Origin of the sequence: Thiosulfatihalobacter marinus (genome assembly GCF_016019955.1) — a bacterium.
GTDB lineage: Bacteria > Pseudomonadota > Alphaproteobacteria > Rhodobacterales > Rhodobacteraceae > Shimia > Shimia marinus_A.
In genome coordinates, this window is sequence record NZ_JAECRZ010000006.1 from 157869 (window position 1) to 173124 (window position 15256).

The window sequence follows — 15256 nt, forward strand, 5'->3', positions numbered from 1 at the left end:
GCCCGCAAGCCGGCTTGTCGCACGGCAGAGTGTAGGTGAAGGAAACAGGTTGGGCGTCTGGCAATCATATCGGCTCCGTATTAGGCGACGGGCGCGGCTGGTCCGCGCCATTCGCAAGCGCCGCGAATTGCGCAGCATTGTCGACCGCACCCACCAGATCAAACCCAACGATCTTCTGGTGTTTTCCACCCAACGCAACGAACAGATCCGCCTGCCCTATTTCCTGGAATACTATCGGGACAAAGGTGTGAATCATTTCCTGATGGTGGACAATGACAGCACCGATGGCGCGATGGAGTACCTGGCCGAGCAGCCGGATGTATCATTGTGGCACACACGGCATTCCTACAAGAAATCGCGGTTCGGGGTGGATTGGCTGAACTGGCTGCAATTGCGCTATGGGCACGAGCATTGGTGCCTTGTGGTCGATCCCGACGAATTCTTCATCTACCCCTTTTGCGATACACGGCCGATCACGGCGCTGACCGACTGGCTGGATGCCAGCTCGATCAAGTCCTTCAGCGCGATGCTTCTGGACATGTACCCGCGCGGACCGATCACGGAACAGCCCTACCGCGCCGGTCAGGACCCGCTGGACATTGCCTGTTGGTTTGACGCCGGCAATTACAGCATGTCCAAGAACCCGGATTACGGAAATCTGTGGATACAGGGTGGCCCGCGGTCGCGGGTGTTTTTCCCGGAGAACCCGGAACTGGCCCCGGCGCTGAACAAGGTGCCGCTGGTGAAATGGAACCGGCGTTATGCCTATGTCAGCTCGACCCACATGCTTTTGCCGCGCGGACTGAACCAGGTGTATGACGAATGGGGCGGCGAGAAGGCGTCCGGGCTGCTGTTGCACACCAAGTTTCTGGACACGTTCACCGCCAAGGCGGAAGAGGAGCTGGAGCGCAAACAGCATTATGCCGCCAGCGTCGAATACCTGGCCTATGCCAAAAGGCTGCGCGACAATCCCGAACTGTGGTGCAAATGGTCGGAGAAATACATCAACTGGCGCCAGCTTGAGATTCTGGGCCTGATGTCCAAGGGGAACTGGGCATGAGCGTGGGGATTCTCATGCTGGTGCACACCGCCTTTGACCGGGCCGAGCAGGTGGCGCGTCATTGGACGAAATATGGCTGCCCTGTGGTGATCCATGTGGATGCGGGTGTGAAACCGCGGATCTACAAGCGGTTCGTCAAGGCGTTGGGGGACGAGCCGGATGTGCGGTTCTGCAAGCGGCACCGATGTGAATGGGGAAACTGGGGGCTGGTGGCGGCGGCGCAATCGGCCGCCGAGCTGATGCTGACCGAATTTCCGAAAGTGCGGCATGTCTACCTGTCATCAGGATCCTGCCTGCCGCTGCGCCCGGTGCAGGAGTTGAAGGATTACCTGGCCGCGCGGCCGCGCACCGATTTCATCGAAAGCGCCACCACGGCGGATGTGCCCTGGACAGTGGGCGGGCTGGATCACGAAAGGTTCACGCTGCATTTTCCGTTTTCCTGGCGCAAACAGCGCTATCTGTTCGACAAATGGGTGGATATTCAGCGGTTTCTGCGGATCAAGCGCAAGATTCCCTATGGGATCGTTCCGCATATGGGCAGCCAATGGTGGTGCCTGACGCGCCAAACCCTGTCCGCCATTCTTGAAGACCCGGAACGCAATACGTTCGACACATATTTCAAGCGGGTCTGGATCCCGGATGAAAGCTATTTCCAGACACTGGCACGGCTGTATTCCACCAATATCGAGAGCCGGTCCCTGACCCTGTCAAAGTTCGATTTCCAGGGCAAGCCGCATATCTTCTACGACGATCACCTGCAATTGTTGCGGCGATCCGATTGCTTTGTCGCGCGCAAGATATGGCCCAGGGCCAACCGCCTTTACGAAGGATTCCTGCGGGATCCCGAAGGCGCCATCAAGATGAGCGAGCCGAGCCCGTCCAAGATCGACCGTATTTTTGCCAAGGCGGTCGAGCGGCGGACCAAGGGGCGAACCGGGCTTTACATGCAAAGCCGCTTTCCCAACGAGGGGTGGGAAAACGGCATGACCTTTGGCCGCTATTCGGTGTTTCACGGATTCGCCGAACTTTTCGAGGATTTCGAATCCTGGCTTGGCAGGACCACAGGCGCGCAGGTGCATGGCCATGTTTTTGCGCCCGAGCGCGCCGAGTTTGCCGATGGGCAAAAGGTGATCAACGGCGCGCTCAGCGATTCCCCCAAACTGCGCGATTACAATTCCATCGCGTTTCTGACGAACCTGATCTGGAACACACGCGGTGAACGGCAATGTTTCCAGGTGGGCCCACGCGACATTGGCACGCCGATCTGGTTCATTGCCAAGGACCCAAATGCGCAAATTTCCATGATCAGCGGCGCCTGGGCAATTCCCCTGTTCAAATCGAACCGGAATTTCGCCGATATCCGTAAAGAGGCGGCGCGGCTGCAAAAGCTGGAAAACGAACAGTTATGGGCGCTGCGCTCGCCCTACGCCAAGGCACGGGTGCGCATCTGGACAATGGCCGAGTTCATCGAGGCGCCAATGGAGCCGTTGCAGGCCATCATTGACGAGATCGGGCCGGGCGCGCCGCGGCGGCTGGCCGAGGCGCCCCGCATGACCGATCTGGCCGGTTTCGGCCAGTTTCTGCAAAACCTCAAGAACCAGGGGATGCACCCCTATCTGATGGGCGATTTTCCCGTGGACCCGCCCGAAGCAGAACCCAAGAAGCCGCCACGCAAACCGTATCTGGTGCAGTAGGGATCAATGTCGAGCAAGTTTGACTATTTCATCGTGTTTGCCGAAATGCGAACCGGTTCGAATTTTCTTGAAACCAATCTGAACGCGTTTGCGGGCCTGTCCTGCCATGGCGAGGCGTTCAACCCGCATTTCATCGGCTACCCGAATCGCGACGAGATCCTGGGCGTTACGCTGGAACAGCGCAGCGCGGATCCGCTACGTTTGTTGCAGGCCATCCGGGACGAGCCCGGTGTCCTGTCCGGGTTCCGGTTTTTCCATGACCATGATCCGCGCGTGCTGGATGCGTGTCTGAACGATCCGCGCTGTGCCAAGATCGTGCTGACGCGCAACCCGCTGGACAGTTATGTTTCCTGGAAGATTGCGCAGGCCACCGGACAGTGGAAATTGACCGACGTGCGCCGCCGCAAGGACAGCAAGGTTCGGTTCGACGGTGTGGAATTCAAACGCCATGTCGAAGAGTTGCAGGATTTCCAGGTCACGTTGATGAAGGCGCTGCAACGTGGCGGGCAAACGGCGTTTTACGTGGCCTATGAGGATTTGCAGGACGTTCAGGTGATGAACGGGCTGGCCAGCTATCTGGGTGTCGAGGACCGTCTGGAGGCGCTGGACACGTCACTGAAACGGCAGAACCCCAGCCCGCTATCTGAAAAGGTGTCCAACTTTGGGGAAATATCGGGGGCGTTGGCCGAACTTGACCGGTTCAACCTGTCCCGTACCCCGAATTTTGAGCCGCGGCGCGGGGCGGTGGTGCCCAGCTATGTCGCCGCCGCCGTTGCGCCGCTGATGTATTTGCCGGTCCGGTCCGGGCCGGAACAGGAGGTCATGACGTGGCTGGCGGCATTGGATGACGTGCCCGAGGACGCCCTGCTGACCAGGTTCAATCAAAAGGCGCTGCGGCAGTGGAAACGTGGCCACGGGGGCCATCGCAGCTTTACCGTGATCCGCCATCCCGCGCTTCGGGCCCATCATGCGTTTTGCGAGCGGATCTTGTCTTCGGGCGAGGGCAGCTATCGTCAGATCCGAAACACTTTGCGCAAAGTCTACAAGGTGCCACTGCCCAAGGATGGCCCCGGTCTCGATTACGACAGGGCGGCACATCGCGCCGCATTTGTCGGGTTTCTGGAGTTCGTGAAGGCGAATCTGGCCGGGCAGACCAGCTTGCGGCAAGACGCACACTGGGCCAGCCAATCGGGGGCCATCCGGGGTTTCGGAGAACTGGCCTTGCCCGACATGATCATCCGCGAGGACGAGATGCAAAGCTATCTCCCCGCATTGGCCATGCAGATCGGCCGCTTGGACGCGCCTGATCCGGCGCCAATCCAGGCCGGGCACCCCTTTGCGCTGGAGGATATTTACGATGACGATATCGAGTCGCTGATAAGTGACATCTATCAGCGCGACTACTGGGTCTTTGGTTTCGACCGCTGGAAACAACCATGACGATCGGAATTGTTATGCCGCCTGAACCTTGTCGGATTCGGTAAGGATTGTGAACAGAGTGGCGGAATCCGGATTTGCGCGCAGCTTGGTGCAGATTGACGGTTCACGCAGGCGGCGCGACACTTGCGCCAGGGCCTTGAGATGTTCGACACCAGCCTCTTCAGGTGCGAAGAGCGCGAATGCGATATCCACGGGCTGACGATCTACAGCATTGAAATCTACAGGCTTTTCCAAAAGAACAAAGGCGCCCAGGACACTGTCGATCTTGGCCAGGCGGGCGTGGGGGAGGGCCACACCGTGGCCCACTCCCGTCGGACCCAGATTCTCGCGCTCTTGCAGAGCTTCGACAACCCGCGACGCTTCCAGCCCATAGGCCGACGCGGCAAGATCGCCGAATTCCTGAAGCAAACGCTTCTTGCTGGAAGCGGAGGTCACAACCCTGACCGCCTCTGACTTGAGGATCGTTGAAAGGTCCATTTCGCCTGTTTCTCCGGATGGGGTGCAGGCACCCCACCTTTTACATCTGCGGGTCGATCCAGCCGATATTGCCGTCATCCCGGCGATACACGACATTCAGCCCGTCTTTTCCCTCGTTCTTGAAAACCAGGATCGGTGCCCCCGCCAGCTCCATCTGCATGACCGCTTCGCCAACGCTGAGAGACTGGATCTTGGTTTCCATCTCGGCGACGATCACAGGTTGGAGTGTGTCGGGCTCCGCCTCTGCGGCTTCCACTTCTGGCGCGAGGATATAAGAGGACGCGCCGAAGAGTTCAACCGGTTCTGTTCGATCCCGGTGATGGTCCTTCAGGCGGCGCTTGTAGCGGCGCAGCTGCTTTTCCATCTTGGCGCTGCAATCGTCGAACGCCGCATAGATTTCGGTGGCGTGGGCCTTGGCCTGAGCGGTCAGCCCGGTCGACAGGTGGACCGTGGCCTCGCAAACGAATTCATGTGCGCTTTTGGAGAAAATGATGTTCGCATCGGTCGGGCGCTCGGCATATTTGCTGACCACGGCGCCCAGTTCGTCTTTGACATGGGTTTGAAGGGCTGCTCCGATGTCGATGTGTTTTCCAGTGATTTGATAGCGCATCCTGTCTCCTTTTCGATGACATGTCGGACCGGGCGGGCGTGAAAGCACCCCGTTTTTTATCAGGTCCGAATGCTGGATTTCGACATTCCCGAACCTTGCGTCCGACCGGGCCTTTTCAACAAGGCCGCCCGGAAAAGCGCAGGGATTGGCAGAAATGTCATAGCTGTTATTTGAGGATCAGAGGGGCAAAGTGTCAATGATCTGAGTCCAATTTTCGGCGAAAAACCTCTGACGCCGGAATCACGAAATTCGGAAATTGTCACCCAGGTAGACGCGGCGCACATTCTCGTTTTCCACCACATCGTCCGGGGTGCCGGACATCAACACCTTGCCGTCATGCAGGATGTAGGCGCGATCCACGATTTCCAGCGTTTCCCGCACGTTATGGTCCGTGATCAACACCCCGATGCCGCGCTTCCTGAGGTCGGCCACCAGATGGCGGATATCGCCCACCGAAATCGGATCAACCCCGGCAAACGGTTCGTCCAACAGCAGGTATTTGGGATTGGCCGCCAGACAGCGGGCAATTTCGACCCGGCGGCGCTCCCCGCCCGAAAGGGCCAGCGCGGGCGCGCGCCGCAGATGCTCGATGGAAAACTCTGAAAGCAGCTCTTCCAGCCGCTCACGCCGCTTGTGGCGGTCCTTCTGGGTGATATCCAGAATCGCGATGATGTTGTCTTCGACGGAAAGCCCGCGAAAGATCGACATTTCCTGAGGCAGATAGCCGATTCCCAGCTTGGCGCGGCGATACATCGGCAGCGTCGTGGCATCGCGCCCGTCGATGTACACATGCCCGCCTTCCGGAAAGACCAGCCCCGCAATCGCATAGAAAGCGGTGGTTTTGCCCGCGCCGTTCGGGCCCAGCAACGCCACAACCTCGCCCCGGCTCAGCTCCATCGAAAAGTCGCGGATCACCACACGTTTGCGATAGGCCTTGCGCAGGTTGTCCACCCGCAACCCGGATTGGCCGTCCGTGATGGCAAGGTCAGGCTTGGCCATGCTCATTCGCTCCTCAGAACCGTTTTCACACGGCCTTGCATTTCGGCGGTATTCTTGGCGAGATTCAGAAACATCTCATCTGCGGTAATGGTGCTGGATTCCTGCACGACCATCACGTTACCGGACAGTTTCACCGTGGATTCGGCGATGCTGTAGTCGGCCATGTCGGCCTCGGCCACATCCTTGCCCTGGGCCACCAGTACATCGCCCGTCGCCAGAAGGCGGGCCACCGTCCGGTTTTCGGAATTGTAGAACACGTTCACCTTGTCGGCGGTCATGCGCATCTCGCCCTGCGAAATATCGACATTGCCCGAAAACACCGCGCTGCCGTCGTTCTGATTGACCGAAAGGTTGTCGGCCGTCACCTCGACGGGCAGGCTGCTGTCCTGCTGCATTTCGCCAAAGGCAACCTTGAAGCCCTGAGCCATGGAAATGGTCGGGCCGACCGCCAGAGCGGCAATCAACAGAAGACGCAAAAACTGCACGAATATCACCTCGTCGCGTGTGTGGGTGTGTATATCAATTTCACACCTTTCGTGAAAAACAAATATATATCATCCGAATTGTCCGCCGGACGCAGCGCCATGCGGCCGGCCGTCAGTGTGCCCATCGGTGTGTCGGCGGCAATGTCGCCGCCGCTTTCGGCGCGCACCTCCTCGAGCCCGAAAATCATGGTTTCGGTCCGTACCGTGATGTCGGTTGACGATGTCATGACCACCTTGCCCTCCAGCGTGACTTCCTGAAACTCTCCGTCCGCTTCGCCCTGATCGGCGCGCACGGTGAAGACGCCGCCATCCGTCGTCTCGATCCGGGCTGCGACGTTCACCGCGATGGTGCTGTCTGGCGCGTCCGGGTCGGGGCGCGCGGTTTCGGCGGACAACGAGATGATGTGGCCCCCGTCCGTTTGTCCAGCGAAATAGGGGGCGGTGATCTGTTGGTCGCGCAGGCGTTTCTCCAGCTCGACCTTGGCAAAGGGTATGGCGCCTTCCAGATCGAAGCTGCGCGGCACCAGGAACAACGTGCTGAGCAATGCCAGGGCGGCCAATGGCAGCAGCACTTTCAGCCAGGCCACGATGCGCGAATATGTAAAGGCGCGGCGCATGGGCCTAGCCCAGCCCGGCGCGCAGGCAGTCGTGAATATGCAGCAGGCCAATCGCATTGCCCGGCCCGTCGGGATCCACCACGAACAGACAGGTGATCTTGCGGCGGTTCATGATCGCGACAGCCTCTTCCGCCAGGGCGCCCGGCGCGATGGTTTGCGGGGCTGCCGTCATGACGGCAGCGGCGTCGTGATCCAGCAACCCGGCCATGTGGCGCCGCAGGTCGCCATCGGTGATGATCCCGGCAAGCGCACCGTTCCCATCCGTCACACCTGCCACGCCAAATCCCTTCTGGCTGATTTCGATCAACACGTCGGCCATCGGGGACTCCGCGGAAATCAATGGCAGCGCGGCACCGTCATGCATCAGGTCACGCACGCGCGACAGCTGTGCGCCCAGCTTTCCGCCGGGGTGGAATTCGCGGAAATGTTCGGGGGTAAAGCGGCGATGCTCCATCAGCGCAACGGCCAATGCATCGCCCAGCGCCAGCGTCATCGTCGTAGAGCTGGTGGGAACAACGCCCGTGCCACAAGCCTCGGCGGCGCGGGGCAGGATCAGGCCGATATCGCTTTGCTTGATCAATGTCGAATCGGCACGGCTGGCGACGCCGATCAGCGGGATACCAAAGCGGCGGGTATAGGCCACCAGATCGGCCAGTTCCGGGGTTTCCCCGGAATTGGACAGCACCAGCGCCACGTCGCCCTGTGCCATCATGCCCAGATCGCCATGGCTGGCCTCGGCCGGGTGCACAAAATGCGCCGGCGTGCCGGTCGAGGCAAAGGTCGCGGCAATCTTGCGCGCGATATGGCCGGATTTGCCCATACCCGATACGATCACCCGCCCCCGGACCGACAAAAGCAGCCCGACCGCATCCGCGAACTCTCCTCCCAGACCATTGGCAAGCTGCGAAAGCGCGTCCGCCTCGGTGGCGATCACGCGGCGGGCGGTGTCAAGAAAGGTTTGTTTGTCGGTGTCGGTCATCAATGTGAAAAAATATCCTGTTCGGGCCAGCCCGCCAGATCCAGCCGGGCGCGCATCGGCAGAAACTCGAAACAGGCCCGGGCCATGTCGGTCCGGCCTTCGCGATCCAGGCGATTGTCCAGTTCTTCGCGCAGGCGGTGCAGGTACAGTACGTCTGACGCGGCATAAGACAATTGTGCCTCGCTCAGGCTTTCGGCACCCCAATCGCTTTGCTGCTGCATCTTGGAGATGTCCACGTTCAAAAGCTCTTGCAGCAAATTCTTCAGCCCGTGCCGGTCGGTATAGGTGCGCACCAGTTTCGAGGCGATTTTGGTGCAATAAACCGGCGCGGTCAGCGCGCCGAATGCGTTATACATCGCGGCAATGTCAAAGCGGCCGAAATGGAACAGCTTCAAAACATCGGGATTTTCCAGCATCCGGCACAGGTTGGGCGCGGCGCGTTGCCCCACGGCCACCTGGACAAGATGCGCGTTACCGTCCCCGCCCGACATCTGGATCACGCACAGGCGGTCACGATGCGGGTTCAGGCCCATGGTTTCACAATCAATCGCCACAACAGGGCCAAGATCAAGACCGTCGGGCAGATCGTTCTGATAGAGGTAATTCGCCATTTCATCCTCGACTACACAATTGCCAAGGACTTACGGGTTCCGGTAGCGCGATTCAATCTTTCTCCGTGGAATAGACGACAAGAGCGAAGTGTCGCGAAGTGACGATGTAACAACTTTACGACGCCAACCCAGATACATACATTCCCCGGAATGGATTACAGAGCGCCCCCGAGTGTCGAAGAAGAGTTGCGGATGCTGGCCGAGTCGCACGGGCGCGGCCCTGCACCGCGCATCGAGCGGATAGAGATTGGCAGCCGCGCGTTCTGGATCAAGCGGCCAGAGCGGCTGAACTGGCGTTTCCGTCTGCAAAAGGGCAATCCGCGGGCCGCGTTCGAGCGTGAACGTATCGCGCTTCGCGAAATGAATGCCGCCCGCGCCCCCGTGCCGGACCTGTGTGCCGAGGGCGCCGATTACATCGTTTTGCCGGATTGCGGCACGGATCTGCGTCATTTGTTGCATTTCGAGGATGATACCATGCGTCGGCGGGCGCTTCTGCTGGATGCGGCCGGCACGCTGGGACGGTTTCACGCACTGGGGTTCAGCCACGGGCGCCCCAGCCCCAAGGACATGTGCCTGTCCGAAAACGGCTTTGTGCTTCTGGATTTCGAACGCTACCGCCACCGCAACAACACGCTTAGGGGACATGCCCGCGATCTGGTTGTGTTTGCCTTCAACGTTCTGGCCCATTCACCCAACGCAACCGAGGCGCTGCCAGATGCCCTGGCGGCCTATCGGGAACGCGCACCTGCCGGCACCTGGGAACTGGCGCAGCAATGGTGCGGCCGGATGCGATGGGCCGAGTGGGTGACAAAGCCGGTGCAGTGGCGGCGGGGCAAACACGGGCGCGAGTTCAAGGCGATTCCGCATCTGTTCGATCTGTTCCTGGCACGCGCCCAGAGCCGGGACATCTGAACTCGCGGCGCAAGGCGATCTGGTCAGAACCGGGTCTCCTGGCCGCATTCCCGGTTCAGGGCCTCGGGATCGGGGCGCGGGTATCGTTTCAGCGCGGCCTGGACACTGTCACGGGCCAGAGTGCCCGGCCAGTCAGCCGGCAATACCAGATCCGCAAGTCCCGATTGGCGCAGAACCAGCCGCCGCCAATGGTGCAAAATGACAAGCCGAAGCGCGGTTCGATCTGTCAGCGATGCAGGATCCGGCCGATCCAGAACCAGGGCAACCGCATCCCGAAGATCCGAGAATTCACGTTGCAACTCCTCCGGGGCCACCGCCAGGGCGGCCCATTGCGGCAGGGTGTGAGGCGCGAAAGGCAAGATCAGATAATCTTCGGACGGGTCCGGCTTTTCCGCGATCAGCGCGACGCGCGGCGACAGGGCCACGGACTCGTCAGGCAGGTTCTCCGAAAAATCATTGGCGGGCATCGTCTGTGGTGCCATGACAAGCCAGACCGTCGTGTCGGTTGGCGGGGCGGGGTGATAGATCTGATCCCGCACCGCCAATGTCAGCTCGCGCCCACGATCGGACAGGAAATAATTCGAGGTACGGCCTTCGCGCACTGTCTGAATCCAGCCATCGCGCCGCAGGCGGTGCAATGCCACGCGCAGGGCCTGATTGGTGATGCCCAACCGCCCGACAAGATCGCCCAGCGTTTTGCCCGGAATGCACGTGTCCGGCGACTGGCACAGATCCCCCATGATCGTCACCACAAGCGACCAGACCCGGATCGGGCCGCATTCAGCGATGCGCTGAATATCCGTTTGCAATTCAGTGTCTTGCATGGGGTGACAGTATCGGCGTGGCCCGGTGCACTCAAGCCCCGCTGAAGCAGGGATCCACGGGGTTCTGCCGTCACGTCATGAAACTGCCCGGTTGATGCACCGCCTCCCGCGCCGCATTCTGGCGGATGACCCATGGGCGGCAAGGGAGGCGCCAACCAATGTGGCAAGGATCACGGATCACGCCGGGCGCGCCCGGTTACACGTCCAATCGCGCGGCCATGCTGCGCGCTGTCGAGACGTTGCGGGCGTTGGAAGCCCGGACCGCCACCAAATCCGAACAGCGCCGCGACCGGTTTCGCCAGCGCGGACAGATCACACCGCGCGAACGCCTGGCGCGCCTGCTTGATCCCGGATTGCCGTTCCTGCGGCTGCACAGCCTGGCCGGATACATGGCCGATACCGACGATGCCGAAAAGTCGCTGCCCGGATCGACATTCCTGATCGGGATCGGCTTTGTCTCGGGAGTGCGGGCGATGATCGTGGTGGATGACAGCGGCATCAATGCCGGTGCGCTCAGCCCGATGGCGCTTCAGGCCATGCTGTCGGCCCAGGAGATTGCTCTGCGCCAGAAGCTGCCCTTTCTGCATCTGGTGGAAAGCGCCGGGGCCAATCTGATGAACTATCGCGTCGAAGACTGGGCACAGGGCGGGGCGGTGTTCCGCAATCTGGCCCGCCTGTCCGCCGCCGGTCTGCCAACGGTTGCGGTGTTGCATGGGCCGTCTACGGCGGGGGGGGCTTATATGCCGGGCCTGTCGGATTACGTGATCGGTGTGCGGCGCAATGGAATGGCCGCGCTGGCCGGGGCAGCGCTGGTCCATGCGGCGACGGGTGAAACCGCCAGCGATGCCGAACTGGGCGGCGCCGAGATGCACGCCAGCGTGTCCGGGCTGGTGGAATACATGGCCCAGGACGATATTCACGCCATCGACATGGCGCGCCGTGTCATGGCGCGGCTGGACTGGAACCGCGACATGCCGGCCCCCCAGGCGCGGTCCGTTGCCGAGCCGGTCCACGACCCTGATGAGATCGCCGGAGTGGTGCCGGCCGACTGGGCCACGCCCTATGACATGCGCGAACTGGTCGCGCGGCTGGTGGACGGATCGGATTTCGACGAATTCAAACCGGATTTCGGCCCGGCAACCCTGTGCCTGCAAGCGCGGGTGCATGGCGTCACCGTGGGCATTCTGGCCAATAACGGCCCGATTGATCCGGCAGGCGCCAACAAGGCCACGCATTTCATTCAGGCCTGCGATCAGGCCGGAACGCCGCTGGTGTTCCTGAACAATACCACCGGCTATATGGTGGGCGTGGAATATGAACGCGCCGGGATGATCAAGCATGGCTCCAAGATGATCCAGGCCGTGGCCAATGCGCGTGTTCCCAAGATCACGCTTTACACGGGGGCCAGTTTCGGGGCCGGGAATTATGGCATGTGCGGCATCGCCTATCAGCCTGACTTTCTGTTTGCCTGGCCCACGTCCCGTTCGGGCGTGATGGGCGGCGCACAGGCTGCGCGTACCATGTCGCTGGTGGCGCGGGCCGGGGCGGAGCGCAGGGGCGTGGACATGGACGAAGACCGGCTGGCCACGCAGGAAGCCGCAATCGAGGCGCTGTTCGATCGCCAGAGTTCGCCGTTCTACACCTCCGGCAAAGTGCTTGACCATGGCGTGATCGACCCGCGCGACAGCCGCAAGGTGATCGCCTTTTGTCTGCAAACCTGCCTTGAGGCGCAAAAGCGGAGGCTGAACCCCAATGCGTTTGGGGTGGCCCGGGCATGAGCGGCGCCCGGTTCAGCTCGGTTCTGGTGGCCAATCGTGGTGAAATCGCCGTGCGGGTGATGCGCACGGCGCGCGAAATGGGGCTGCGCACCGTGGCGGTATATTCCAGCGCCGACGCCGATGCGCCCCATGTGGCGATGGCGGATCAGGCGATCTGTATCGGCCCGGCGACGGCGGCGCAAAGCTATCTGAATATCGCGGCGCTTCTGAAGGCGGCAGAGGCAAGCGGGGCCGGCGCTATTCATCCCGGCTATGGGTTCCTGTCGGAGAATGCGGATTTTGCAAGGGCGGTCGAGGCGGCCGGTCTGGTATTTGTCGGGCCGTCCCCGGATGCCATCGAAGCCATGGGCGACAAGGCCAAGGCAAAGCGGCGGATGCAGGCGGCCGGGGTGCCTTGTGTTCCGGGTTATGAGGGCGCCGCGCAGGATGACGCCACCCTGATCGCAGAGGCCGCGCGTATCGGGTTTCCGGTGATGGTCAAGGCCGCCGCCGGTGGCGGGGGCAAGGGGATGCGGTTGGTCACGAACGCGCCCGACCTGCCCGAAGCCCTGTTGCGTGCGCGGGCAGAGGCCCGGGCAGCCTTTGGCAATGACCACCTGATCCTTGAACAAGCCATTCAGCGCCCGCGCCATGTCGAGATTCAGGTCATGGCCGATGCCCATGGCGCCATCATTCACCTGGGAGAGCGCGATTGCTCGGTGCAACGCCGCCACCAGAAAGTGATCGAAGAGGCGCCCGGCCCCGCGGTTGACGCCCCATTGCGCGCGCGGATGGGCGCGGCGGCGGTGGCTGCCGCAAAGGCGGTTGGGTATCGCGGGGCGGGAACCGTAGAGTTCCTGTTGGATGAAACCGGTGCCTTTTATTTTCTGGAGATGAACACCCGGCTTCAGGTGGAACACCCCGTGACCGAACTGATCACCGGGCTTGATCTGGTGGCGCTGCAATTCTCTGTCGCGCAGGGCGCGCCATTGCCCGTGGCGCAAGATGATATTTGCCTGAACGGCCATGCCATTGAGGCACGTCTGTATGCCGAGGATCCTGCCAATGATTTCCTGCCCGCGACGGGCACCGTTGCCCTGTGGCAACCGGGGCCAGACGTGCGGGTGGACAGCGGAATTGCCACGGGAAGCACCGTGTCGCCCCATTACGACCCGATGCTGGCAAAAATCATCGCGCACGGGCCAACCCGCGACGCCGCAAGACGCGCCCTGATCGCCGGGCTGGAAGGCACCGCGGCCCTGGGTCTGACGACCAACGGCTCCTTTCTTCAGGATATCCTGCGCGCGCCCGGCTTTGCGCAGGGCGCGGCAACTACCAGCTTTCTGGACGAGGCTTTTCCCGAAGGCTGGGCGCCGGAAGCCCTCCCACAGACAGCGATCGCCTGTGCCGCCGGTTTGCTGCTTTGCTCCGAGATGCACACCGCCCTGGACGCGACATGTGGCTCTGATCCCGCGCTAATCGGGTTTTCCTCGGATGGCGGAACACCCGTTCAGATGGAACTGGAGATTGACGGCACCGTTCATCACCTGACGGTCATCGGGTTTGGCAAACCGACATTCCGGGTTGATGGCGATGCCGGAACCAGCCACATGTCCTTGGGCGATATCAGCGCCACCAACATTCGGGCCAAGGTGGATGGAACCACGCACAACATCGTCCACGCGCCCGCCCCCGGGGGGGGCGTGTTTGCCCGGATCGGTGGCCGGCACCTGTTTATCCGCCGGCATCGCCCCTGGTTGGCGGCGACCGACGCACAAACCGGCGGCCAGATTGTGGCGCCGATGCCGGGGCTGATTGCCGGGATCTGCGTATCCAGCGGCGACAGGGTCCAGGCCGGGCAGACCATCGCCATTCTGGAAGCCATGAAAATGCAGCACCGCCTGTCCGCACCAACCAGCGGCGTGGTGGCGAACATTCTCACAACCGCCGGCCAGCAGGTAACATCGGGCACGGTGATCGCCATTCTGGAGGAAGACACATGACCTTGTCACAGGCACAGGATTTTCTGGCCGAAAGCGAGGCGCTGCACGCCGCCATCGCCGATCTGGACGATGCCGGGTTACGGCAGACGACCCAGTTCAAGGGCTGGACGATCGAGGACGTGCTGGTGCACCTGCATTTCTGGAACAGGGGCGCCGATCTGGCGGCCCGGGACGCGGCGGCCTTTCAGGAGGTGATCGGTGGTGCAATGACCTCGTTAAAGGAAACCGGCAGCCTGCGCGGCACCGAGAACGCCACAATTGGCGCGCGGGGCACCACCCTGCGTGATGCGTGGATTGATCTGGTACGCGACATGGCCCCGCGCTGGGCGGAAATGGATCCCAAGACACGGCTGATCTGGGTTGGCCCCTCGATGTCTGCGCGCAGCTTCATGACAGCCCGCCAGATGGAAACCTGGGCGCACGGGATGGAGATCTTTGACACGCTGGGTCTGTCGCGGCGCGACCGCGACCGCATCCGCAATATCGTGATTCTTGGGGTGAACACCTTTGGCTGGTCGCATCAGGTACATGGGCTGCCCGTGCCAGACACAATGCCCAAACTGGACCTGACCGCCCCGTCCGGGGCCCTATGGGAATTCGGGGATGCTGCGGGTGGGCGCATCACGGGATCCGCCACGGACTTTGCCGCTGTCGTCACTCAAACCCGCGCGCTGGCCGATACCGGGTTGCAGGTGCAGGGCGCGGTGGCGGAAACATGGATGGCCAATGCCCAATGCTTTGCCGGACCGCCCGAAACCCCACCCGCACCCGGCACGCGCGGGTAATTG

Annotated in this window: 15 protein-coding genes; 7 read left to right on the forward strand and 8 right to left on the reverse strand. The window is 61.6% G+C overall.

Going from position 1 to position 15256, the window contains the following annotated elements:
* Positions 1-49: 49 nt before the first annotated feature.
* From I3253_RS11130 to I3253_RS11140, 3 genes are read left to right on the forward strand one after another with little or no spacing between them, the layout of a single operon-like run.
* Positions 50-1060, forward strand: a complete 1011-nt coding sequence (locus I3253_RS11130; protein ID WP_197917736.1) for a glycosyltransferase family 2 protein — start codon at positions 50-52, stop codon at positions 1058-1060.
* A complete protein-coding gene (locus I3253_RS11135) occupies positions 1057-2754 on the forward strand; it encodes a DUF5927 domain-containing protein (RefSeq protein ID WP_197917737.1) in 1698 nt (565 codons plus the stop codon). Before I3253_RS11130 ends, I3253_RS11135 begins: the two co-directional genes overlap by 4 nt.
* 6 nt (positions 2755-2760) lie before the next feature.
* Positions 2761-4194, forward strand: a complete 1434-nt coding sequence (locus I3253_RS11140; RefSeq protein ID WP_197917738.1) for a sulfotransferase family protein — start codon at positions 2761-2763, stop codon at positions 4192-4194.
* A 12-nt stretch (positions 4195-4206) separates the two neighbouring features.
* On the opposite strand, the gene I3253_RS11145 is transcribed toward I3253_RS11140, so the two are convergent.
* The 7 genes from I3253_RS11145 to I3253_RS11175 all read right to left on the reverse strand — a co-directional run bounded on the left by I3253_RS11145 (position 4207) and on the right by I3253_RS11175 (position 8972).
* A complete protein-coding gene (locus tag I3253_RS11145) occupies positions 4207-4671 on the reverse strand; it encodes a PTS sugar transporter subunit IIA (RefSeq protein ID WP_197917739.1) in 465 nt (154 codons plus the stop codon).
* A gap of 40 nt (positions 4672-4711) precedes the next feature.
* Positions 4712-5281 (reverse strand): ribosome hibernation-promoting factor, HPF/YfiA family, encoded by a 570-nt coding sequence (hpf, locus tag I3253_RS11150; protein WP_197917740.1) that lies wholly within the window; start codon positions 5279-5281, stop codon positions 4712-4714.
* Positions 5282-5521: 240 nt separating this feature from the next.
* Entirely contained in the window at positions 5522-6280 is a 759-nt protein-coding gene (gene lptB / locus I3253_RS11155) for an LPS export ABC transporter ATP-binding protein (RefSeq protein WP_197917741.1), read from the reverse strand.
* A 2-nt stretch (positions 6281-6282) separates the two neighbouring features.
* Positions 6283-6765 (reverse strand): lipopolysaccharide transport periplasmic protein LptA, encoded by a 483-nt coding sequence (gene lptA, locus I3253_RS11160; RefSeq protein WP_332255681.1) that lies wholly within the window; start codon positions 6763-6765, stop codon positions 6283-6285.
* A 5-nt stretch (positions 6766-6770) separates the two neighbouring features.
* Entirely contained in the window at positions 6771-7382 is a 612-nt protein-coding gene (gene lptC, locus I3253_RS11165; RefSeq protein WP_197917742.1) for an LPS export ABC transporter periplasmic protein LptC, read from the reverse strand.
* A 4-nt stretch (positions 7383-7386) separates the two neighbouring features.
* Entirely contained in the window at positions 7387-8361 is a 975-nt protein-coding gene (locus I3253_RS11170) for a KpsF/GutQ family sugar-phosphate isomerase (protein WP_197917743.1), read from the reverse strand.
* Positions 8361-8972, reverse strand: coding sequence for a ribonuclease D (locus I3253_RS11175; protein ID WP_197917744.1), 612 nt, complete (start codon positions 8970-8972; stop codon positions 8361-8363). The genes I3253_RS11170 and I3253_RS11175 overlap by 1 nt, the downstream gene beginning before the upstream one ends.
* A 192-nt stretch (positions 8973-9164) precedes the next feature.
* On the opposite strand from I3253_RS11175, the gene I3253_RS11180 reads away from it, so the two are divergent.
* The gene (locus tag I3253_RS11180; protein ID WP_232272146.1) at positions 9165-9884 is read left to right on the forward strand and encodes a BUD32 family EKC/KEOPS complex subunit; all 720 of its coding nucleotides are present in this window, start codon (positions 9165-9167) and stop codon (positions 9882-9884) included.
* 23 nt (positions 9885-9907) lie between these two features.
* On the opposite strand, the gene I3253_RS11185 is transcribed toward I3253_RS11180, so the two are convergent.
* Positions 9908-10693, reverse strand: a complete 786-nt coding sequence (locus I3253_RS11185; RefSeq protein ID WP_232272147.1) for a PaaX family transcriptional regulator C-terminal domain-containing protein — start codon at positions 10691-10693, stop codon at positions 9908-9910.
* Between the two features lie 173 nt (positions 10694-10866).
* On the opposite strand from I3253_RS11185, the gene I3253_RS11190 reads away from it, so the two are divergent.
* Genes I3253_RS11190 through I3253_RS11200 form a run of 3 tightly spaced genes read left to right on the forward strand, consistent with a single transcriptional unit; the run spans position 10867 to position 15253 of the window.
* On the forward strand, positions 10867-12486 hold the full coding sequence (locus tag I3253_RS11190; protein ID WP_197917747.1) for an acyl-CoA carboxylase subunit beta: 1620 nt from the start codon (positions 10867-10869) through the stop codon (positions 12484-12486).
* On the forward strand, positions 12483-14468 hold the full coding sequence (locus tag I3253_RS11195; protein ID WP_197917748.1) for an acetyl-CoA carboxylase biotin carboxylase subunit: 1986 nt from the start codon (positions 12483-12485) through the stop codon (positions 14466-14468). The genes I3253_RS11190 and I3253_RS11195 overlap by 4 nt, the downstream gene beginning before the upstream one ends.
* Positions 14465-15253: a TIGR03084 family metal-binding protein gene (locus I3253_RS11200; RefSeq protein ID WP_232236977.1), complete on the forward strand. Its 789-nt coding sequence runs from the start codon at positions 14465-14467 to the stop codon at positions 15251-15253. The genes I3253_RS11195 and I3253_RS11200 overlap by 4 nt, the downstream gene beginning before the upstream one ends.
* The last annotated feature ends 3 nt before the right edge of the window (positions 15254-15256 follow it).